Source organism: Massilia paldalensis, from assembly GCF_044901715.1.
GTDB lineage: Bacteria > Pseudomonadota > Gammaproteobacteria > Burkholderiales > Burkholderiaceae_D > Telluria > Telluria paldalensis.
In genome coordinates, this window is record NZ_JBJCIU010000004.1 from 245537 (window position 1) to 266657 (window position 21121).

Sequence of the window (21121 nt, forward strand, 5' to 3'; positions counted from 1 at the left end):
ACAGGCACAAATCTGATGCCCCGCTAACTCACACACCCCGCCCGGTCTGAGACGAAAAATCGTTTCAAAGCTTGCAATAGTTAGCGTTTTATTATAGCACGCGCCCCTTGACTTTCCAGTTACAAACGCCTCGGTGGCGCCTTGGTCCCATCAGGAGAATTTCGCAGCGGGCTGGCTCGCCTCCTCCCTGTCCAGGAAGGCCTGCTGAGCAGTGATCTCGCGATAGCGAGCACTTACCTGATCTGAGGGCAAACCTGAGGAAATCAACTGATTGAGCTCCTGTTTCAAGAGATCGCGCTTGACTTGCCTCACAGCACTGACAAGCCAGACGCGGTCCGCGTCGCTATCTGATTCTGGCTCGGAAGCAATTTCCGAGATCAGGCGGTCGTAGTCGCCGCTCACTTCCTTCAATTGCTGGGACAACGCCGCGAACGTACCGTTCGGCCCCAAGGCCTGGGCCATGCCCACCAGCTGGCGCAGGCGCTCGGCCTGCTCCTCGCCGAAGAAGTCGAAGGCGCGCAATGCGGCGTCGTCCAGGTCCAGGGCCAGGGCGGGATGGGCGACGAGGATGCGCGACATCTGCAACTCCAGCCCCACCGGTTCCGGACGGCCCTGGCGCGGCGGCGCCTTGCGGGCCACGGCAACAGGCTTGGACAATTCGAACAACGCTTCGATCTCCGCCGGGGTTGACTGGGTCAGGTTGGCCAGCCCGCGCACGATCTGCAGGCGCAGCGCGGATGGCGCCATCGCCTGCAGCAGCGGCTTGGCATCAAATTGAACATGGGCCCGACCTTCGGGTGTATCAAGATCATGTTCGGTCGATACTTCACGCAGCAGGAATTGCGACAGCGGCATCGCCTCGTTGATTTCCTGCGCGAATGCTTCGGCGCCGAATTCGCGCACATAGCTGTCCGGATCGTGTTCTTGCGGCAAGAACAGGAACTTGATGACCTTGTCGTCGGACACTTGCGGCAGGCACGCTTCCAGCGCGCGGCGGGCGGCGCGGCGGCCGGCCTTGTCGCCGTCGAAGCTGAAGATCACGTTGTCGGTCTGGCGCAGCAGTTTCTGCACGTGGGTGCTGGTGCAGGCCGTGCCGAGCGTCGCCACGGCCTGCGGGAAACCGAGCTGGGCCAGCGCGACGACGTCCATATAGCCTTCCGTCACCAGCACGTAGCCGGCATCGCGGATCGCCTGGCGCGCCTCGAACAGGCCGTACAGTTCCAGTCCCTTCTGGAACAGCGGCGTTTCCGGCGAGTTCAGGTATTTCGGCTCGCCGCCATCCATGACGCGGCCGCCAAAGCCGATCACCTGCCCTTTCGTATTACGGATTGGGAACATGACGCGCTCGCGGAAGCGGTCGTAGCGTTTCTTGTTGTTGCCGTCCTCGTCGACCTTGTCGATGACGAGGCCGGATTCGACCAGCGCCAGCGCATCGTAGTCGCGGAACACGGACCGCAGGTTGTCCCAGCCGCCCGGCGCGTAGCCGAGGCCGAACCGTGCGGCCACCTCGCCCGTCAGGCCGCGGCCCTTCAGGTAGGCGATGGCGGCCGGCGCCTGGCGCAGCTGGGCGCGGTAGAAGTCGCAGGCCTGATTCAGCGCATCCGTCATGGCCAGCGACTGGGCCTGCTGGGCGGCGCGCTGGGCCGGCGGGATCTTGTCGTCCTGGTCGGGCACGATCATGCCGACGCTTTGCGACAAGTCCTTGACGGCATCCACGAATCCCATGCCCGAGTACTCGATCAGGAAACCGATCGCCGTGCCGTGGGCGCCGCAGCCGAAGCAGTGATAGAACTGCTTGGTCGGGCTGACGGTGAAGCTGGGGGATTTTTCGTTGTGGAAGGGGCACAGCCCCATGTAGTTGGCGCCGCCCTTTTTGAGCTGCACGTAGCGGCCGACCACATCGACGATGTCGACGCGGTTGAGCAGATCGGTAATGAAGGATTGCGGAATCACTCGAGAATCACAGTGTTTGTCTAAGGTCAGACTATACCGCAGGGCTTGCCACAGATTGATTTGCAGCAGGCAACAAGGCGTTGCCGCCCGGGCGTATCGGCGACGCATGCGCTTGTGGCGTGAATGCCGCAAGCGCACGCATCGAACAACATCAAGCGCCGGACAGCGCCTTCTTGACCTGGGCCGATACGGCCGTCATGTCGGCACGACCAGCCAGCTTCGGCTTCAGGATGCCCATCACCTTGCCCATGTCCTGCGGACCGGCGGCACCCGATGCGGCGACGGCGGCGGCGACTTCGGCCGCGACTTCCTCGTCCGACAGGCCGGCCGGCATATACGCCGACAGCACGGCCAGTTCCTTCTTTTCGATGTCGGCCAGGTCCTGGCGGCCGCCAGCTTCGAACTGGGTGATCGAATCCTTGCGCTGCTTGATCATCTTCTCGACGACGGCGGTCACCTGGGCATCGTCCAGCTCGATGCGCTCGTCCACTTCCCGGCGCTTGATCTCGGCCAGGATGAGGCGGATGGTGGCCAGGCGCTCGCTTTCCTTGGCGCGCATGGCATTCTTCATATCGTCGGTAATTTGATCTTTCAGGCTCATGGACTCTCCGTTCGATGGGATGGGCAAAAGGCAAAACCCGCTGCGGCACAACCGGAGCGGGCTTCGTCACATTCAGGCCTGATACGCCGGGACTGGCATTCACCGTCACCGGATCAGGCTACTGAACCAAATTAGTACAGCTTCTTCGGCAGTTGCTGGCTGCGGATGCGCTTGTAGTGGCGCTTCACGGCGGCGGCCAGCTTGCGCTTGCGCTCTGCGGTCGGCTTTTCGTAGAACTCGCGAGCGCGCAGTTCGGTCAGCAGGCCGGTTTTTTCGATAGTGCGCTTGAAGCGACGCATAGCGACTTCGAACGGCTCGTTTTCTTTAAGGCGGATAGTGGTCATGTAAAAATGAAACCGTTGGATTTAGGGAAGAACGAAATTCTAACAGCTTTTCAAGAGCTGTGCGAGATTTTTGTCAATGTGCTGCAATCACAACAATGGCTTACCAGGGCCATACCACGCCCTTATTCGATCGCATTACCTGCGGCAAAACCCGACGCCCAGGCCCACTGGAAGTTGTAGCCGCCCAGCCAGCCCGTGACGTCGACGGTCTCGCCGATGAAGTACAAGCCGGGCACCTTGTTCGCCATCATGCTCTGCTGCGACAGCTCCTTCGTATCGACGCCGCCCAGCGTCACCTCGGCCTTCTTATAGCCTTCGGATCCCGTTGGCACGATGGCCCAGCGGTTGATCGCATCGCCCAGCTTGCGCAATTTTGCGTCGGCCATGTCCGGCAGGCGCGCATCCGGCGCCAGGCCATTTGCCGTCAGCAAGCCCTCGGCGAGGCGCGCGGGCAGCCATTGCGACAGGATATTGCCGAGCTGCTTTTTCACCGTCGTCTTGGACGAGATCAATTCCTCCGCCACGTCCACCTCTGGCAACAGGTTCAGCACGATGGGCGTGCCCGGCTGCCAGTAGCTGGAAATCTGCAGGATCGCCGGGCCGGACAGGCCGCGGTGCGTGAACAACAGGTCTTCGCGGAAATAGCCGCGCTTGGCGTTGCGGCCCTTGCCCGAACTTGTTTCGACGTCCACTTCCAGCGCGATGCCGGCCAGCGGCACGAACGGTTGCCAGCTGGGGCCGTCGAAGGTCAGCGGCACCAGGCCGGGACGGGTCTCGATGAGGTTCAGGCCGAACTGCTTCGCGATGCGGTAGCCGAGGTCGGTGGCGCCGATCTTCGGGATCGACAGGCCGCCCGTCGCCACCACGACGTTCGTCGCAAGAATGAGTTCGCCGTCCGTCTCGATGCGGAAGCCGGCGTCGCCCTTCTCCACCCCCGCCACCTTGCACGGCATGCGCCAGTGGACGCCGCCGGCGTCGCATTCGTCCTTCAGCATGCGGATGATCTGCTCGGCCGAATCGTCGCAGAACAGCTGGCCGCGGTGTTTTTCGTGGTACGCGATGCGGTGTTTCTTGACCAGCGCGAGGAAATCCTGGGCCGTGTAGCGCGACAGCGCGCTGCGGCAGAAGTGCGGATTCTCGGACAGGTAATTCTGCGGGCCGGCGTTGATGTTCGTGAAATTGCAGCGGCCGCCGCCGGAGATGCGGATCTTCTCGGCCAGCTTGGCGGCGTGGTCGACGAGGACGACGCGCTTGCCCCGCTGGGCGGCGACAAAGGCGCACATCATGCCGGCCGCACCGGCGCCGATCACCGCCACATCGTATTGTTTTGCCATTCCGCCCCGCCCTTGCCGTGCACAAAAGGCGCTATTGTAAATGGCGGGGGTGGTCGAGGCCAGCGATGGCGGCGGATCATGGTGGGCACGTGGTGCCTACGCCGGCCGCGCCCACCATCCGCATCAACCGGCCCGCAACGCCAGCGCGACCTGCATGCACCGCGCCGCCTGGGCCGCGATGGGCGCCGGCACGGGCTGCTCGCCGCGCAAGGCGCGGGCGATCCAGTCGGCCGTGGCCGCCGCGTCGCGCCCTTCCGGCGCCGGCGCCAGCTCGTCGGCCGGGGCGTCGCGCTCGACCAGCACGGTCTGGGTGCCGGCATGGAACCAGTCGATCTGCTGGGCGCGGTTGGCATTCGCCACCGTCTCCCCTTCCGTGCCGCGCATCAGCAAGGCGTCGCCGCGCTCGGCGGGGGCCACGCCCCCGAAATAGGCGGTGAGCATGGTCAGGTATTCCGGATGGGTGTACGAGACCAGGCGCAGCGCCGGGCCCGCGAACGGCTGCAACATCTTGACGAGCGTGTGCGTGGAATTGCGCACGCCCAGGATGCGGCGCAGCGACAGCTGGTGCGCGAGCTGGGGCGCCAGCAGTTCGATCGGCATGAAGCAGGGACGGCGGGCGGCGAAGGCGTCGAGCATGTCGGCCGTCGAGCCGGTGGGGCCGATACCCATCTCGGCCAGGATCTCGCAGGTGGTGACGCGGCCGGGATCCTGGACGACGCCATGCACCAGGACGGGCACGCCTTCGCGCGCCAGCAGCATGGCCAGCAGCGGCGTCAGGTTGGCCAGCTTGCGCGAGCCGTTGTAGCTGGGGATCAGCACCGGCGCGAATTCCCCGGGCGGCAGCGGCAGCGGCGGGAACGACGTCTCGGCGGCGTCCATGAAGCCGGCGATCTCGTCCACGGACTCGCCCTTGATGCGCATCGCCAGCAGGATGCCGCCCAGTTCGAGGTCGGAGACGCGCCCGTCGAGCATGGCCTTGTACAGGTCGCGGGCGTCCTCGCGCGTCATGCTGCGCGCGCCCTTCACGCCGCGGCCGATCTCCTTGATGAAGCGGGCCGCGGGGAATGGCGCTTGGTTCGGTACGTGGTTCGGTGCTTGAGTAGGGTCCATGTATCGAAGCATACCACCGCCACGGGACGTCCGAGAATGCGACATTTTGGCCCATCCGGCTGCAATCGTGCGCGTTTCGCGCTAGACTGGCCGATCCCTCTGAATAAGTTGTCATACCATGTTGATCACGCCCGATATCGAAAACACCAACGTCACCTCGTTCGCGACCATGCCGTCGCCGGTCGAGTTGCACCAGAAGCTGCCGTTGACCGACAAGGCCTTCACCACGGTCATGAAGGGCCGCGAAACCTTGCGCAATATCCTCGACCGCAAGGACAAGCGCCTGTTCGTGGTCGTCGGCCCCTGCTCCATCCACGACCCGGTCGCGGGCCTCGACTATGCGCGCCGCCTGAAGGCGCTGCAGGCCGAAGTGGCCGACACGATGGTCCTGGTGATGCGCGTGTATTTCGAAAAGCCGCGCACCACCACCGGCTGGAAGGGCTATATCAACGACCCGTTCATGGACGATTCCTTCCGCGTCGACGTCGGCATGGAGCGCGCGCGCCAGTTCCTGCTGGACGTATGCGAACTGGGCCTGCCGACCGCCACCGAGGCGCTCGATCCCATTTCCCCCCAATACCTCGGCGACCTGATCGCCTGGACCGCCATCGGCGCCCGCACCACGGAATCGCAGACGCACCGCGAGATGTCCTCCGGCCTGTCGACGCCGGTCGGGTTCAAGAACGGCACCGACGGCGACGTCTCCATCGCCATCAATGCCGTGCTGTCCTCGTCCAGCCCGCACTCCTTCCTGGGCATCAACGAGCAGGGCAAGGTCGCCATCGTGCGCACCCGCGGCAACGCCTACGGCCACGTGGTGCTGCGCGGCGGTGGCGGCCGTCCGAACTACGATTCGGTGTCGGTGACGATCGCCGAGCAGGCCTTGAAGAAGGCCGGGCTGCCCGCCAACCTGGTGGTCGACTGCTCGCACGCCAACAGCTACAAGAAGCCGGAACTGCAGCCGCTGGTGATGTCGGACGTGATCCAGCAGATCCGCCACGGCAACGGCTCGCTGGTGGGCGTGATGATCGAATCGAACATCGTCGGCGGCAACCAGCCGATTCCCAGCGACCTGTCGCAGCTGCAGTATGGCTGCTCGGTGACGGATGGGTGCATCGGGTGGGAGGATACGGAGACGATGCTGCGCAGTGCGCATCAGGAATTGCTGCAGCGGGCATAATCACCACCACCGCGTCGTCCCTGCGCAGGCAGGGACCCAATTTGCACGCGCTGCCGAGGTGCGTACAGAACTTGGGTCCCTGCCTGCGCAGGGACGACGTTATTTAGGGCCACGTCTCGAGCGCTTGCGCGACGTCGACCACGACTTCATCCCACCCCGCGCCCGGCCGCTGCCGGAACAAGCGCATCCCTGGATACCACGGCGTATCCGCCCTCCCCGCCAGCCAGCGCCAGTCCGGCAGGTAGTCCGGCAGCAGCACCCAGCACGGCGTCCCCATCGCCCCGGCCAGGTGCGCGACGGACGTGTCGACCGTGATCACCAGGTCCAGTCCCGCCACCAGCGCGGCCGTATCCGCGAAGTCCCGGATCGCCGGCGCCAGGTCGACCGGCGCGAAGCCCTCCACGCTCTCGCCTTCCCCGGCGCCCTTCTGCAGGCTGAACCAGCGCACATCCTTGACGGCCGCGAGCGGCGCCAGCACGGACAAGGAAGGCAGCGAGCGCGCCGCATCGTTCTCGTGGCGCGGATTGCCCTTCCACGCCAGCCCGACTTTCAGCGCGCCCGGCACAGCCGCAAGCAGGGGCGCAAGCTGCGCGACACGGGCGGCGTCCGGGACGAGATAGGGCACCGCCGCCGGCACGCTGTCGACGCGGGTGCCGAACAGCAGCGGCAGGCTGAGTGGCGCCACCCAGCAATCCCAGTCGCCGGCAGCCAGAGGCCGGTCCAGGGCAATGGATTCGTCCGCGCCGCGCAAGCCGCCGAACAGGGCGACGAGCTCCGGCTGGCACAGCACGCCCACGCGCGCGGCGCCGGCCTCCTTCAGCAGCGCGGCATAGCGCCCGAACTGGATCATGTCGCCATGGCCGCCCTCGACGCCGACCAGGATGCGCCGTCCCGCCAGCGGCCCGCCCTGCCAGCGCGGCATGCCGAAGTGGCGCTGCAGCACGTCGATCCACGGGCGCGCCTCCAGGCGCCGCCAGCCCTCCTCCCAGCGGCCCTGGCGCAGCAGCAGGTAGGCGAGGTTGAAGGGGGCCTTGCGGTGATCGGGGTCGCGCGCCAGCGCAAGGCGGTAATGGTCCTCGGCCTCGCGTTCGCGGCCCGCGCACGCCAGCGTCATGCCGAGGTTCGAATGCAGGGCGGGCGCATCGTGGCCGTGCGCGATGGCGGCCGCGTAGACGTCCAGCGCGGCATCGAGGCGGCGCAGCGCCGTGAGCAGCGTACCCAGGTTCAGGCTGTTCTGCAGCTCGTGCGGGTCGAGCGCGATGGCGCGGCGGTAGGCGTCCTCGGCCTCCCGCTTGCGGCCGGCGGCGTCGAGCGCGTAGCCGAGGTTGGCCCAGGCGGCGGCAAAGCCGGGGTCGAGGTCGAGGGCGGCGCGCAGCAGCGTGGCGGCGCCGTCCACATCGCGTTCGTCGATCAGGGCGCGGGCCCGCAGGAACAGGGATTCGGTGGATGGCATGGCCAGGCGATTCTAGCCGAACAGGCTGCAACGGCCGCCGGCCTGCTTTACAATGCTGGATTGCGCGCGCCATGCGTACGCTTTTCCATTGTCTTCTTCACATTCTTCCAGCATCCCATGATTGTCCTCGGCGTCGAATCCTCCTGCGATGAAACCGGCCTTGCTCTGTACGACACGCAGCAGGGCCTGCTGTCCCACGCGCTGCACTCGCAGGTCGCGATGCACGAGGAGTACGGCGGCGTGGTGCCGGAACTGGCCTCGCGCGACCACATCCGCCGCGCGCTGCCGCTGCTGGAACAGGTGCTGGCCAAGGCCGACCTGCCGATGGAGCGCATCGACGCCATCGCCTACACCCAGGGCCCGGGCCTGGCCGGCGCGCTGCTGGTCGGCTCCTCGGTCGCCAACAGCCTGGCGCTGGCGCTGGACAAGCCGGTGCTGGGCGTGCACCACCTGGAAGGGCACCTGCTGTCGCCGCTGCTGGCCAGCGAGCGCCCGGAATTCCCCTTCATCGCCCTGCTCGTCTCGGGCGGGCACACGCAGCTGATGCGCGTCGACGGCGTGGGCCGCTACACGCTGCTGGGCGAGACGCTCGACGACGCCGCCGGCGAGGCCTTCGACAAGTCGGCCAAGCTGCTGGGCCTCGGCTATCCAGGCGGCCCGGCGATCTCGCGCCTGGCGGAATTCGGCGATCCGGACGCCTACAAGCTGCCGCGCCCGATGCTGCATTCGAAGGACTTCAATTTCAGTTTCTCGGGCCTGAAGACGGCGGTGCTGACCGTGGCGAAGAACCACGAGGCGGGCATCGCCAACATCTGCGAGCAGGACAAGGCGAACATCGCGCGCGGCTTCGTCGACGCCATCGTCGACGTGCTGACGGCGAAATGCGTGTCGGCCCTGAAGCACACGGGCCTGAAGCGCCTCGTGATCGCGGGCGGCGTGGGCGCCAACAAGCAGCTGCGCGCATCGCTGAACGCGGCGGCCGCGAAGAAGAAATTCAAGGTCTATTATCCGGAGCTGGAATTCTGCACCGACAACGGCGCGATGATCGCCTTCGCCGGCGCGCTGCGCCTCGAACGCAATCCGGACCTGGCGCAGCGCGACTACGGCTTCAACGTGCGGCCGCGCTGGCCGCTGGACGAGATCGAGCCGGCGTAATCGGCGTAAACGGCGTAATCGGTATACATGGCGGGCACGCGGTGCCCACCATGTATACCGCCTGTCACATCGTTGTCACGGCAACAAGATAAAGTGCGCCCCGTTTTCCTCATCGATCACGGGACCATCTTGAAACGCAACCACGTACTGCTCGCGGCCCTGGCCGCCGCCGGCCTGGCCGGCTGTGGCGAACCCTCCACCCCGGAAGGCGCCATCGCCGAAGGCACCACCGTCACCCTCGCCCTGCTGGAAACCACGGACATCCACTCGAACGTCCTGGGTTACAACTATTACTCGCTCGCCGACGACGCGACGCTGGGCCTGGACCGTGCCTCCACGCTGGTGCAGGGCGCGCGCGTCGAGAACCCCAACAACGTGCTGCTCGACGACGGCGACGTCATCCAGGGCACGCTGCTGGGCGACCTGCAGGCCGTGACCAGCCCCGTCAAGTGCGCGGACACGCTGGCCGTGCACAAGGCGATGAACGTGATGAAGTACGACGCCGGCGGCCTGGGCAACCACGAATTCAACTACGGCCTGCCGTTCCTGAGCCAAGTCACGAACACCGACTTCGGCATTCCCGGCGTCTCCAAGCCGGCGGGCAGTTGCGGCGCGCCGGCGTTCCCGCTGGTGCTGGCCAACGTCACGGCGGTCGCCACCGGCAAGACCTTGTACGAGCCGTACAAGATCCTCACGCGCGACTTCACCGGCACGGGCCCCGACGGCAAGCCGGTCGCCGTCAAGATCGACATCGGCGTGATGAGCTTCGTGCCGCCCCAGATACTGGACTGGGACCAGAAGAACCTGGCCGGCAAGGTCGCCGTCGGCGGCGCCGTCGAAGCGGCCAAACAGTACGTGCCGGAGATGCGCAGCAAGGGCGCGGACCTGGTGGTGGCCCTGTCGCACGGCGGCCTGGATACCAGCGCCTACAGCCCGAAGATGGAAAACCAGAGCTACCACCTGAGCACCACGGGCATCGATGCCCTGTTGATCGGCCACTCGCACCTGATCTTCCCGAAGGGGAAAGAGGCTGGCGCGGCCGCGCTGGATCCGTCGTTCGCGAACCTGCCCGCCTCCGCCAAGGTCGACGGCATCAACGGCTTCGTCAACGGCGTGCCGACGGTGATGGCGCAGAGCTGGGGACGGCGCCTGGGCATCGTCAAGATGACCCTCGCCTATACCAACGGCCAGTGGGTGGTCCAGAAGGACAAGACCACGGTCGAATCGCGCGGCTACAAGTACAAGGACGGCACCACCAGCGTGGCCGCCGACCCGGCCATCGCCGCCGCCGTGCAGGCCGAGCACCAGGCCACCATCGCCTATGCCAAGCAGCCGCTGGGCGTGTCGACCGACTTCGAGATGTCCTCGTACTTCTCGCTGGTCGGCGACGTGACGGCGATCCAGCTCGTCAACCAGGCGCAGCTCGACTACGTGAAGGCCATGATCGCGAGCAGCACCGACGCGACGCTGGCGAGCTACAGGAACATCCCCGTGATCTCGTGCAGCGCGCCGTTCAAGGCCGGCCGCAACGGCCCCTCGGACTTCACCGACGTGGCGCCCGGCGCGAGCAGCGCCAATCCGGTTGGCCTGCAGGTGCGCAACCCGGGCGACATCTACCTGTACAGCAACAACAACCTGCAGGCGGTGAAGATCAAGGGATCCGACCTGAAGGCCTGGCTCGAGACGGCCGCCGGCCAGTACGCCCAGATCGATCCGGCCCGGACCGCCGAGCAGGACCTGGTCCCGTCCTACGGCACGATCTACAACTACGACGTGTTCTACGCCGAGAACAACGCGCTGCAGTACCAGATCGACGTGACCAAGCCGGTCGGCAGCCGCATCGTCAACCTCAGCTACCAGGGCAAGCCGGTGGCGGCGGGTGACGACTTCATCGTCGCGACCAACGACTACCGCGCGGGCGGCGGCGGCAACTTCCCGGGCATCGACGGCAGCAAGACCATCATCAAGTCGCCGGACGCGAACCAGGCCGTGGTCAGCAATTACCTGCAGAAGATCGGCGCCACGAGCGGCAAGGTCTCGCTTGCCGCCAACGGCAGCGCGCGCAGCTGGAGCTTCGTGAAGACGGCCACCGCCGGTCCCGTGGTGCTGCGCTCTGCGCCGGGCCACCTGGCCCTGGCGAAGGCCAACGGCATCGCCGTGGTCACGGCCGAGGGAGGCCTGGACGCCAGCGGCTTCGCCAAGTACGCGGTCGACCTGTCCAAGTGAGGCCGCGCCATGCCTCGGTGAGCGCGCTGCTGGCCGCGCTGTTGGCCGCGCTACTGGCCGGCTGCGCTCGCGGCCCCGCCCCGGCCGAGATCGAGACCGTGTCGATGGCGGCACTGCAGCGCGGCGACGACGGGGCCGAGCGGCGCCTGTCCGCCTGGGCCAGGGAAGGCCTGCCGGTCGCCGAGCGCGAACTGGCTCTGCTGTACCGCAAGCGGGGCCAGCAGGACAGCGCGCGCGACCTGTTCGAACGGGCCGCGCGCCAAGGTGATACGGAAGCGGCCTGGGAACTTGGCGAACTGGCGCGTGAGCGCGCGCCCGGCGTGGCCGCCGCCTGGTACCGCCAGGCAGCCGAGCGGGGCCATGCGCGCGCCGCGCTGGCCCTCGCGCTGCTGCTCAAGAACGGCAACGGGGTTCGGCAGGACAAGGCGGCCGCAGCCCACTGGCTGGAAGTGGCTGCTACGGCAGGCAACGCGCATGCGATGTTTCTGTTGTCAAATGCCTATGCCGCCGGCGACGGCGTGAAGGTCGACGGAGCCCGCGCGCGCGCCTTGCTCGAGCGCGCCGCCGACCACGAATACCCGGCCGCGCTGCAGCAGCTGGCGCTGGTCATGCAGGCCGGCGATACCTGGACCGCCCGCGACCCGCACGAGGCCCAGCAGCTGTTGAAGGAAGCCGAGGAGCACCGCCGCAGCAACGCGCGGCGTTTCTGATCGCGCCCGCGGGTCCCGTTTGCCGCACCCGGAAGCGGTAGGCGGGCCCGATCCTGTTGAACTTGTTAGCTTGACATCGATCCTACCGTGTGACCGTTGTTGCCGAATAGATGGCAAACTCTGGCGGTTTTAGTTCTACGGAGGTGATACATGCGCGTGGTTAGCTGGAATATTCACTGGGGCTGTGGCAGGGACGGGCGCATCCGGATCCACGCGATCATCGATGTACTGCGCAAGCTGAATCCCGACGTCATCTGCCTGCAGGAAGTCGCCGCGAATCATCCGGAGCTGGAGGGCAGTGCCAGCGCCAGCCAGTTCAAGCAGCTGGCCGGCGCCTTCGGCGGCTATCACATGATCGACCAGGCCCCGAGCGAAATCTACCGCAACAACCTGCCCCGCCAGTTCGGCAATATCCTGCTGTCCAAGTACCGCATTACCCAGGCCCAGCGCCACATGCTGCCCTGGCCCGTCGATACCGAGAGCCCGGCCGGCATGCCGCGCGGGATGATCGAAACGGTGCTGGAAGCGCCGGGCGGCAAGATCCGCGTGCTGACCACGCACCTCGAATACTATTCGCCGCTGCAGCGGCGCGCCCAGGTGCGCCGCATCCGCGAACTGCACCAGGAGGCCTGCGCCCGCGCCGCCATCTACCAGCCGGAGCCGGCCCTCGATCCGCCGTTCCAGCTGGGCTTCCGTCCGGGCAGCGCGATCTACTGCGGCGACTTCAATTTCGCGCCGGACTCCGAGGACTACCAGGCATTGCTGGCGCCGCCGGAAGGAGGCGCCTCGCAGCTGCTCGACGCCTGGCGCCTGCGCCACGGCGACATGGCGCGCGCGCCGACGGCCGGCCTGCACGGCTTCAAGTGGCCGGACAAGCCGGATTGCTACGATTATTTCTTCGTCACGGACGACCTGGCGCCGCGCGTCACGGACATGAGCGTGCAGTCGGAGACGTCGGCCTCGGACCACCAGCCGATCGTGCTCGACCTGGCATAGCCGGCGACAGACACGTCGCCCCTGCCCAGACAGGGGCCCGATTTCCGGCGTTACGCTGCCGGTTCCTCGTCCTGTTCCAGCACTTCCTCCTGCTGGGCGATCTGGCGCAGCGCCTGCTCGAACACCTCGGGCGGCTGGCCGCCGGAGATCAGGTGGCGCTGGTTGATGACGATGGCCGGTACCGAACGGATGCCGGCGCGCTGCCAGTAGTATTCGAGCTGGCGCACCTCGTCCGCATACGCTGTCGACTCCAGCACCTGGCGCGCCGCTTCCACGTCCAGGCCGGCCTCGCCGGCGACGCGCAGCAGCACCTCGTGCGACGCGGGGCTTTCGCCCTTCGTGAAATAGGCTTCGAACAGCTTTTCCTTCAGGGTGCGCTGGTGGCCCTGCCCTTCGGCCCAGTGCAGCAGGCGGTGCGCATCGAAGGTGTTGTAGATGCGGCCGCGCTTGGCCATGTCGAAGGTGAAGCCGACCGCCTCGCCGCGCTGGCGGATCATCTCACGCGACTGCTCCTGCTGGGCCGCCGTGGAACCGTATTTCTCGGTGATGTGCTCGAAGATGTCCTGGCCTTCGGGCGCCATGCCGGGATTGAGCTCGAAGGGCTGGAAATGCATGTCGACCGTGATCTCGTCACGCACGTTCTCCAGCGCCTTGTCGAGCGACTTGAGGCCGATCGCGCACCACGGGCACGACACGTCCGACACGAAATCGATTCTCATCTGCTTGTTCACGATTCACCGCCTTCCTGTTCTGTTCTTCGATTGATGCCACTACCCGATGTTGCGGCAGACGGGCATATGGTGACACATCGAGCAGAAGCCGGCAGCGCGCCAGGCAAATTCGGCAAATCGGCTTGTCGACTACAAATTCGGGGTCAGAGCACGATTTCGCCGCAATTCGGGGTCAGAGCACTTTTTGAGTCAATAGTTAATGAGCAAAGCCTGCAGGGGCGACGCGTCGTCCGCCAGGGAATTCCCGATCCAATCCTGCTTTGCTTAATCCGAAGCTATTGATCCGAAATGTGCTCTGACCCCGAATTAGCGAAGAAATGTGCTCTGACCCCGAATTTGGGTCAGTTCTTTTTGGCCGCGTCCTTGGCCTTGCTGCCGATGCGCGATTCCTTGCCGGCGATGAGGTTGCCGATGTTGCTGGCGTGGCGGTACAGCAGCAGCAGGCTCATGACGACGACGGCGAACAGGATCGCGTCCACGCCGAACAGGAGGCCGTAGTAGAACGGCGCGAACACGGCGGCGACCAGCGCGGCCAGCGAGGAATAGCGGAAGGCGTAGGCGACGATGAGCCAGGTGGCCAGCGTCGCCAGGCCGAGCCAGGGGTTCAGGCCCAGCAGCACGCCCAGCGCCGTGGCCACGCCCTTGCCGCCGACAAAGCGGAAGAAGATCGGCCACAGGTGGCCCAGGAACACGGCGATCGCCACCAGCGCGATGCCGGTATCGCCCAGGTCGAAGCGCTGGTCGTAGTGCACGGCCAGCCACACGGCCAGCCAGCCCTTGGCGCAGTCGCCGATCAGCGTCGCGATCGCCGCCTTCTTGCTGCCCGAGCGCAGGACGTTGGTCGCGCCCGGGTTCTTCGAGCCGTAGGTGCGCGGGTCGGACAGGCCGAAGGCGCGGCTGGCCACGACGGCGAAGGAAATCGAGCCGATCAGGTAGGCAGCGATCGTGAAGATGATGGTGTACATGGGCCTCTTTCTAATATTCCATACGCGCAACGGCGCGCGAGGAATATACACCAGCCCCCGCGCTGGCGATAGTCGCCAGTTGTTTTTCAATCAACGATTGCGCACTGGACGGGGCGGGCCTGCAACACGTCGACCAGCACCTTCGGATCGATGCCGACGAGGAAACCGCGGCGGCCGCCATTGATGAGGATCCGGTCCAGCGCGAGGATGCTTTCCTCGACGTAGATCGGCATCGCCTTGCGGGTGCCGAAAGGCGAAGTGCCGCCGATCAGGTAGCCGGAATGGCGCTGCGCGACGTCGGGCTTGCACGGCTCGACCGACTTGCAGGGGATGGCGCGGGCCAGGTTCTTGGTCGATACCTTGCGGTCGCCATGCATCAGCACGATGAGCGGGCGGGCCGCCTCGTCCTGCATCACGAGCGTCTTGACGACGGCGTGCTCGTCGACACCGAGTTCGCGCGACGAGACCGCGGTGCCGCCGTGTTCTTCGTAGTCGTAGGGATGCTCCGAAAATGCGACGCCGTGCTTGCGCAGGAACTGTGTCGCCGGGGTTTCGGAGATATGCTCTTTCTTGGCCATCGTGTTACGCTGAATGCAAACGGAGGAGTTGCTTATTATGCAGCAAGAGATTCGCTTTGCCACCTTCAACGTGTGCAACCTCGCCCCGCCGGGGGTCAAGGTCTACGATAACCTGGACCCCAGCACCCCCGAGGAATACGAAGCGAAGATCGCCTGGATCGCGCACCAGGTCGACATGCTGGGTGCCGACGTGATCGGCTTCCAGGAAGTGTTTTCCCAGGCCGCGCTGGCCGAGGCGCTGTCGCGCACGCGGCGCTTCCGCGATGCCGCCCACGTCGGCTTCGACCCCGATCCCGGCGCCGACAAGCTCACGCCCAGCGTGGCCCTCGTCTCGCGCCTGCCGCTGGCCGACGCGCCCCGTCCCCTGCCCTATTTCCCGTCCGGGATCGCCATGCCGCCCGGGAACCGCGACCCCGAGCGTTTCACGCGCGCGCCCCTGCACGCGGCGATCCAGCTGGCGCCCGGCCTCGTCGCCGACGTGCTGGTCGTGCACCTCAAGTCGCGCCGCCCGGACTACCGTGCGGCCGACACGGGCGACGATCCGCAGCTGTACGCGCTGGCCTCCCTGCGCTCGCTGATCCGGCGCGGCACGGAGGCGGCCGCCCTGCGCGTGCTGATCACGGAGCTGGGCCGCGCCCACCACCGCCCGCGCATCGTGCTGGGCGACTTCAACGACGTCGCCGATGCCGTCACCACCGGCATCGTGCTGGGCATCGGCGCCCCCAGCGGGGACCGCCTGTACGACGCCGTCCAGCTGCAGCGCCGCCAGGACCGCCTGCGCCACGTGGGCTTCTCCAACGTCCACGACGGCCACCACACGACCATCGACCACATCATGGTGTCCGGGGAATTCAATCCGGCGCTGCCGGGGGCGCTGGGCGAGGTGGCGGAGGTGGTGTACCTGAACGACCACCTGGAGCTGGGCTTGCCGGAGGCGTCGGACCACGGGCAGGTGCTGGCCAGGTTGCGGCTGTTCGAGCAGGCCGGGACGCCTCCCGGGGACGGCTGAGTCACTCGCCTGTCATTTCAAGCCCATATCGTACGAACCGTCGCCCCTGCGAAGGCAGGGGCCTAATTATATGTGAGCGACTACGCGAGTGAAATTGGGTCCCTGCCTTCGCAGGGACGACGTGGTGGCTGATCATCACCCGTCCCGGCCTTTTTGCAGTTCATCGCGCCGTTTGCACCGCCCGTCGCATTCCGATGGCCGCCTGTCTTGACGTTTCTTATCATGCCGTCATGCGCCTGGAGCTCCACTCTGCCCTGCAGAACGGAGCACGCGCGCTTCCTTCGGCAGCACCGCAGTACCGCCCGCAGCCCAACCCGATTTACGAAGAACAACGCCATGAAGATCGAGTCCCTGCCCGTCTCGCCCGATGCCATCCCGACCGCCACGCGCCGCCGCCCCGCGCGCATGGTCGCGCTGGCCCTGCTCGCGCTGGCCCTCGCGGGCGCGGGCGGCTATGCCTACCTGCACCACGACGCGCCGCCGGCCGCGCCCACCGCCGCCGCCCAGAAGGACGCCGCGAAGGCGCCCGTGTTCGAGCTGGCCCCGCGCGACGTCGCGCTGGTCGCAGCGCGTCCGCTGGCCGTGACGCTGCCGCTGTCCGGGTCCCTGACGCCGCTGGCCCAGGCCACGGTGAAATCGAAGGTCTCGGGCGTGGTGCTGGCCACCACCGTGCAGGAAGGCATGCAGGTGAACACGGGCGACGTGATCGCGCGCCTGGACGATGCCGAGGCCCGTGCCCGCGTCGCCCAGCAGGAGGCGCAGCTGGCCGATGCCGACGCGCGCCTGGCGCTGGCGAAGAAGAACCAGGCCAACAGCGCGGCCCTGCTCAAGCAGAACTACATCGCCCAGCATGCCTACGACACCAGCGCCAACGCCGTCGACCTGGCCCAAGCGGCCGTGGACGCGGCGCGCGCCCAGCTGCAACTGGCCCGCATCGCCCTGGCCGACACCGTGATCCGCGCGCCGCTGGCGGGCATGGTCAGCAAGCGCCACGCCCAGGCCGGCGAAAAGCTGTCGCCCGACAGCCCCGTGTTTTCCATCGTCGACCTGAAGCACCTGACGCTGGACGCTCAGGTACCCGCCTCGGATATCCCGCGCGTCAAGGTCGGCCAGGAAGTGACGTTCCGCGTCGACGGCTTCGGCGAGCGCGCATTCGCGGGCAAGGTCGTGCGCATCAACCCCGCCACGGAGCCGGGCTCGCGCGCCATGCTCGTCTACATCGGCGTCGACAACGGGGACGGCCTGCTGCGCGCCGGCATGTTCGCCAAGGGCAGCGTAGTCACGCAGAAGACCGAGGCACGCCCCCTGCTGCCGCTCGCCGCCGTGCGCCAGGACGGGGGCCGCGACGTCGTCTACCGCGTCGACAACGGCAAGGTCGTGGCGCAGCCCGTCACGCTGGGCCTGCGCAACGCCGACGAAGGCCTGGTCGAGGCGCTCGACGGCATCGACGCCGGCGCCGCCGTGCTGGCGCTGCCGCTGGACGGCGTCAAGCCGGGCAGCCTGGTCAGGATGCCCGCCGCGGCCACCGCCGCCAACGAAGCGCCCGCGCAAAAGAAGGGCTGACCCATGTTCATGACCCGCGTCAGCATCAAGCACCCCGTGTTCGCGACCATGGTGATGGTCGGCCTGATGGTGCTGGGCCTGTTCTCCTACCGCGGCCTGGGCGTGGAGAGCATGCCGAACATCGAGATCCCGGCCGTCTTCATCGAGACCCAGTATCCGGGCGCCTCGCCCGAGCAGGTCGAGAACGACGTCACCCGCCCCCTCGAGGAAGCGGCGAACACCGTCGGCGGCATCAAGACCATCCGCAGCAGTTCCTGGGAGGGCCGCTCGGGCGTGGGCATCGAATTCCAGCTCACCACCGACATGGACCGCGCCGTGCAGGACCTGCGTGACCGCATCAGCACCGTGCGCGGCGGCTTTCCGCGCGAGGTCAAGGAGCCGCTCGTGCTGCGCGAGGAAGGCGAGAACCGGCAACCCGTGATCCTGCTGTCGCTGACCTCGCACGAACGCAGCCTGCGCGACCTGTCCATGCTGACCGACCAGGTGATCGTCAAGCGCCTGCAGTCCGTCGCCGGCGTCGGCCAGATCCGCGTCAACGGCCGCCAGAACCGGCAGGTGCTGGTCGACATCCGCCCGGACCAGCTGCGCAGCCTGAACGTCGGCATCGACGAGGTCATGAACGCGATCACGGCGACCAATGCCAACCTGCCGGCCGGCCGCATCAGCCGCGGCGAGCGCGAGAACCTCGTGCGCATCGAAGGCAAGATGAAGCAGGCGGCCGACTTCAACCGCATCATCGTCGCCAACCGCGCCAACGGTCCCGTCTACCTGCACCAGGTGGCGCAGGTCTCGGACGGCGCCGCCGAGGAGGACTCGATCTCGCGCGTCAACGGCGAGCGCGCCATCTCGCTGGAGATCGCCAAGATCCAGGACGCCAACACGGTGGAGGTGGGCAACGGCGTCAAGGCCGCCATCGAGGCGATGAAGGCCACGCTGCCGAAGGACGTGCGCTTCACCATCCTAGACGATAAGGCGAAGAACGTGCAGGGCCAGCTCGACAACGTCAAGCGCACCATCGTCGAAGGCGCCGTGCTGACCATGGTGATCGTGTTCCTGTTCCTGCACTCGTGGCGCAGTACCGTCATCACGGGCCTGACGCTGCCGATCTCCGTGCTGGCCAGCTTCATCGCCATGAAGTACTTCGGCTTCACGCTGAACTTCCTGACCTTGATGGCGCTGTCGCTGTGCATCGGCCTCCTGATCGACGACGCCATCGTCGTGCGCGAGAACATCGTGCGCCACCTGGGCATGGGCAAGAGCCACGTGCGCGCCGCGGAAGACGGCACCAACGAGATCGGCCTGGCCGTCATGGCCACCACCTTCGCCATCGTTGCCGTGTTCGTGCCGATCGCCTTCATGCAGGGCATCATCGGCCGCTTCTTCCTGCAGTTCGGGATCACGGTCGCCGTGGCCGTGATGGTGTCGCTGTTCGTCAGCTTCACGCTGGACCCCATGCTGTCCTCGGTCTGGCCGGACCCGGCCAAGGACCGCTTCAAGTATGCGCCGTGGCTGGGCCGCTTCATGGCCTGGCTGGACCGCGGCATCGACCGCGTGCACGTCTGGTACGCCAGCGGGCTGTCGTTCGCCCTCGCCTGGCGCAAGTCGACGCTGCTGGCGGCCGTGCTGCTGTTCGCCGGCAGCCTGCTGCTGGTGCCGAAGATCGGCGGCGAATTCGTGCCCCAGGTCGACGACGGCTTCATCCACCTGCGCTTCAAGACCCCCGTCGGCTCCAGCCTCGACTACTCGGACGCGAAGCTGCGCCAGATCGAGGCGGCGCTGGCCGAGTTCAAGGAAATCGAGAGCGTCTCGACCATCGTCGGCGCCTGGGAAGGCCGCAACTACTCGGAAGTGAATTTGAAGCTGACCGACGTGCACAAGACGCACCGACGCTCGCAGCAGGACATGGAAAAGGTGATCCGCGACCGCCTGCAATCGATTCCCGGCGTGACGCTCACCGTGGGCAACCGCCCCATCTTCATCGCCATCCTCGGCAACGACGACGAAAAGCTGGACGCCGTCGCCCACCGCCTGATGGACAAGATGCGCGCGATCCGCGGCGTGGCGGACATCGAGTACAGCCAGGAAGGCGCGAATCCGGCCACGATCGTCAGGATCAACCACGAGATGGCCAGCGACCTGGGCCTGTCGGTGCAGCAGATCGGCACGGCGCTGCGTCCCTTCGTCGCCGGCGACCAGACCAACCGCTGGCTGGCGCCGGACGGCCAGAACTACGAGGTCAACGTGCAGCTGCCGAAGTCGGGCCGCGAAAGGGTCGCCGACCTGGCCGACCTGTCCGTGGCGTCGAGCCGGCGCGACGCGGCCGGCAACCCGGTCATGGTGCCGCTGCGCCAGGTCGTCGACTTCGTGCCGTCGACCAGCCCGCAGGTGCTCAAGCGCCAGGCGCTGCAGCGGCGCGTCGCCATCTATGCGGGGCTGGAAGGCCGTCCGCTGGGCGACGTCATGACGGAGGTGAACAAGGCGATGAAGTCGATCGAGCTGCCGGACGGCATCCGCTTCGACGTCGGCGGCGACGCCCAGCAGATGGACGAGACCATGTCCGGCTTCATGGTCGCGCTGGCCATCGCCGTCGTCTTCATCTACCTGGTGCTGGCCTCGCAGTTCGGCAGCTTCCTGCAGCCGATCGCGATCATGGTGTCGCTGCCCCTGTCGATGATCGGCGTGCTGGTGGCCCTGTTGATCACCAAGACGACGCTGAACATCTTCTCCGTGATCGGCATCGTCATGCTGATGGGATTGGTGACGAAGAACGCGATCCTGCTGGTGGACTTCGCCAACCAGCGCCAGCGCGAAGGCAGGCCGCAGTTCGACGCGCTGATGGAAGCGGGCCAGGTGCGCCTGCGCCCGATCCTGATGACGACGCTGGCGATGATCTTCGGCATGCTGCCGATGGCGATCGGCATGGGCGAAGGCGGAGAAACGCAGGCGCCGATGGGGCGCGCCGTGATCGGCGGGGTGATCACGTCGACGCTGCTGACGCTGGTAGTGGTGCCGGTGGCCTACACTTACCTGGACAGTTTCGGCAAACGGGCGGCGCGCTGGTTCAAGCGCGGGCATGAGGAGGAAGTGGTCGATGCCGCGCCGCTGAAGGAACAAACGACGTAGCTACCGTCGCCCCTGCGCAGGCAGGGGCCCAATTGTTCGACTCGGACGCGAACTTGGGCCCCTGCCTGCGCAGGGCGACGGGGAGACGGC

17 protein-coding genes are annotated in these 21121 nt (G+C 66.7%); 8 read left to right on the plus strand and 9 right to left on the minus strand.

All coding sequences use genetic code 11. From position 1 onward, the window contains the following. Positions 1-150: 150 nt before the first annotated feature. The 5 genes from dnaG to ybiB all read right to left on the minus strand — a co-directional run bounded on the left by dnaG (position 151) and on the right by ybiB (position 5342). Positions 151-1953: a DNA primase gene (gene dnaG / locus ACI1V7_RS20435; protein WP_404533658.1), complete on the minus strand. Its 1803-nt coding sequence runs from the start codon at positions 1951-1953 to the stop codon at positions 151-153. Positions 1954-2104: 151 nt separating this feature from the next. Then, on the minus strand, positions 2105-2554 hold the full coding sequence (locus ACI1V7_RS20440; RefSeq protein ID WP_404533659.1) for a GatB/YqeY domain-containing protein: 450 nt from the start codon (positions 2552-2554) through the stop codon (positions 2105-2107). Positions 2555-2685: 131 nt separating this feature from the next. Continuing rightward, positions 2686-2898 carry a 30S ribosomal protein S21 gene (gene rpsU / locus ACI1V7_RS20445; protein ID WP_005665410.1) on the minus strand — a complete coding sequence of 71 codons (213 nt, stop codon included), beginning with the start codon at positions 2896-2898 and terminating at the stop codon, positions 2686-2688. 122 nt (positions 2899-3020) lie between these two features. Beyond that, the gene (locus tag ACI1V7_RS20450) at positions 3021-4232 is read right to left on the minus strand and encodes a BaiN/RdsA family NAD(P)/FAD-dependent oxidoreductase (protein ID WP_404533661.1); all 1212 of its coding nucleotides are present in this window, start codon (positions 4230-4232) and stop codon (positions 3021-3023) included. Between the two features lie 123 nt (positions 4233-4355). Next, entirely contained in the window at positions 4356-5342 is a 987-nt protein-coding gene (ybiB, locus tag ACI1V7_RS20455) for a DNA-binding protein YbiB (protein WP_404533662.1), read from the minus strand. 121 nt (positions 5343-5463) lie between these two features. Between ybiB and ACI1V7_RS20460 the strand changes: the two genes are divergently transcribed. Continuing rightward, positions 5464-6522 (plus strand): 3-deoxy-7-phosphoheptulonate synthase, encoded by a 1059-nt coding sequence (locus tag ACI1V7_RS20460; protein WP_425593028.1) that lies wholly within the window; start codon positions 5464-5466, stop codon positions 6520-6522. 103 nt (positions 6523-6625) lie between these two features. Here the strand turns inward: ACI1V7_RS20460 and ACI1V7_RS20465 are convergent, their stop codons facing one another. Further along, entirely contained in the window at positions 6626-7975 is a 1350-nt protein-coding gene (locus ACI1V7_RS20465; RefSeq protein WP_404533665.1) for a tetratricopeptide repeat protein, read from the minus strand. A 117-nt stretch (positions 7976-8092) separates the two neighbouring features. Between ACI1V7_RS20465 and tsaD the strand changes: the two genes are divergently transcribed. The 4 genes from tsaD (at position 8093) to ACI1V7_RS20485 (ending at position 13062) form a co-directional block, all read left to right on the plus strand. After that, positions 8093-9130: a tRNA (adenosine(37)-N6)-threonylcarbamoyltransferase complex transferase subunit TsaD gene (gene tsaD / locus ACI1V7_RS20470; RefSeq protein WP_404533667.1), complete on the plus strand. Its 1038-nt coding sequence runs from the start codon at positions 8093-8095 to the stop codon at positions 9128-9130. Between the two features lie 129 nt (positions 9131-9259). Continuing rightward, positions 9260-11356, plus strand: coding sequence for a bifunctional 2',3'-cyclic-nucleotide 2'-phosphodiesterase/3'-nucleotidase (locus ACI1V7_RS20475; protein WP_404533669.1), 2097 nt, complete (start codon positions 9260-9262; stop codon positions 11354-11356). Continuing rightward, positions 11353-12066: a tetratricopeptide repeat protein gene (locus ACI1V7_RS20480; RefSeq protein ID WP_404533671.1), complete on the plus strand. Its 714-nt coding sequence runs from the start codon at positions 11353-11355 to the stop codon at positions 12064-12066. The genes ACI1V7_RS20475 and ACI1V7_RS20480 overlap by 4 nt, the downstream gene beginning before the upstream one ends. A gap of 150 nt (positions 12067-12216) precedes the next feature. Then, complete coding sequence (locus tag ACI1V7_RS20485) at positions 12217-13062, plus strand: endonuclease/exonuclease/phosphatase family protein (protein WP_404533673.1); 846 nt, start codon at positions 12217-12219, stop codon at positions 13060-13062. Positions 13063-13112: 50 nt separating this feature from the next. Here ACI1V7_RS20485 and ACI1V7_RS20490 read toward each other — a convergent pair whose 3' ends face one another. The 3 genes from ACI1V7_RS20490 to ybaK form a co-directional block, all read right to left on the minus strand. Next, positions 13113-13781 carry a DsbA family oxidoreductase gene (locus ACI1V7_RS20490; protein ID WP_404533674.1) on the minus strand — a complete coding sequence of 223 codons (669 nt, stop codon included), beginning with the start codon at positions 13779-13781 and terminating at the stop codon, positions 13113-13115. Positions 13782-14134: 353 nt separating this feature from the next. Continuing rightward, the gene (gene plsY / locus ACI1V7_RS20495) at positions 14135-14758 is read right to left on the minus strand and encodes a glycerol-3-phosphate 1-O-acyltransferase PlsY (protein WP_404533676.1); all 624 of its coding nucleotides are present in this window, start codon (positions 14756-14758) and stop codon (positions 14135-14137) included. Between the two features lie 86 nt (positions 14759-14844). Beyond that, positions 14845-15336, minus strand: a complete 492-nt coding sequence (gene ybaK, locus ACI1V7_RS20500) for a Cys-tRNA(Pro) deacylase (protein ID WP_404533677.1) — start codon at positions 15334-15336, stop codon at positions 14845-14847. A 37-nt stretch (positions 15337-15373) separates the two neighbouring features. Between ybaK and ACI1V7_RS20505 the strand changes: the two genes are divergently transcribed. From ACI1V7_RS20505 to ACI1V7_RS20515, 3 genes are all read left to right on the plus strand, one after another. Further along, positions 15374-16345 carry an endonuclease/exonuclease/phosphatase family protein gene (locus tag ACI1V7_RS20505; RefSeq protein WP_404533679.1) on the plus strand — a complete coding sequence of 324 codons (972 nt, stop codon included), beginning with the start codon at positions 15374-15376 and terminating at the stop codon, positions 16343-16345. 336 nt (positions 16346-16681) lie between these two features. Continuing rightward, positions 16682-17908 carry an efflux RND transporter periplasmic adaptor subunit gene (locus ACI1V7_RS20510; RefSeq protein ID WP_404533681.1) on the plus strand — a complete coding sequence of 409 codons (1227 nt, stop codon included), beginning with the start codon at positions 16682-16684 and terminating at the stop codon, positions 17906-17908. A 3-nt stretch (positions 17909-17911) separates the two neighbouring features. Beyond that, positions 17912-21031, plus strand: coding sequence for an efflux RND transporter permease subunit (locus ACI1V7_RS20515; protein ID WP_404533683.1), 3120 nt, complete (start codon positions 17912-17914; stop codon positions 21029-21031). Positions 21032-21121 lie beyond the last annotated feature (90 nt).

Bases quoted from the DNA above. Each gene is read 5' to 3' on its own strand.
- tsaD (WP_404533667.1), top strand. From the start codon at position 8,093: ATGATTGTCCTCGGCGTCGAATCCTCCTGCGATGAAACCGGCCTTGCT.
- ACI1V7_RS20505 (WP_404533679.1), top strand. From the start codon at position 15,374: ATGCAGCAAGAGATTCGCTTTGCCACCTTCAACGTGTGCAACCTCGCC.
- plsY (WP_404533676.1), bottom strand. From the start codon at position 14,758: ATGTACACCATCATCTTCACGATCGCTGCCTACCTGATCGGCTCGATT.
- rpsU (WP_005665410.1), bottom strand. From the start codon at position 2,898: ATGACCACTATCCGCCTTAAAGAAAACGAGCCGTTCGAAGTCGCTATG.
- ACI1V7_RS20465 (WP_404533665.1), bottom strand. From the start codon at position 7,975: ATGCCATCCACCGAATCCCTGTTCCTGCGGGCCCGCGCCCTGATCGAC.
- ybaK (WP_404533677.1), bottom strand. From the start codon at position 15,336: ATGGCCAAGAAAGAGCATATCTCCGAAACCCCGGCGACACAGTTCCTG.
- ACI1V7_RS20510 (WP_404533681.1), top strand. From the start codon at position 16,682: ATGAAGATCGAGTCCCTGCCCGTCTCGCCCGATGCCATCCCGACCGCC.
- ACI1V7_RS20450 (WP_404533661.1), bottom strand. From the start codon at position 4,232: ATGGCAAAACAATACGATGTGGCGGTGATCGGCGCCGGTGCGGCCGGC.
- ACI1V7_RS20485 (WP_404533673.1), top strand. From the start codon at position 12,217: ATGCGCGTGGTTAGCTGGAATATTCACTGGGGCTGTGGCAGGGACGGG.
- ACI1V7_RS20515 (WP_404533683.1), top strand. From the start codon at position 17,912: ATGTTCATGACCCGCGTCAGCATCAAGCACCCCGTGTTCGCGACCATG.
- ybiB (WP_404533662.1), bottom strand. From the start codon at position 5,342: ATGGACCCTACTCAAGCACCGAACCACGTACCGAACCAAGCGCCATTC.
- ACI1V7_RS20440 (WP_404533659.1), bottom strand. From the start codon at position 2,554: ATGAGCCTGAAAGATCAAATTACCGACGATATGAAGAATGCCATGCGC.
- ACI1V7_RS20490 (WP_404533674.1), bottom strand. From the start codon at position 13,781: ATGAGAATCGATTTCGTGTCGGACGTGTCGTGCCCGTGGTGCGCGATC.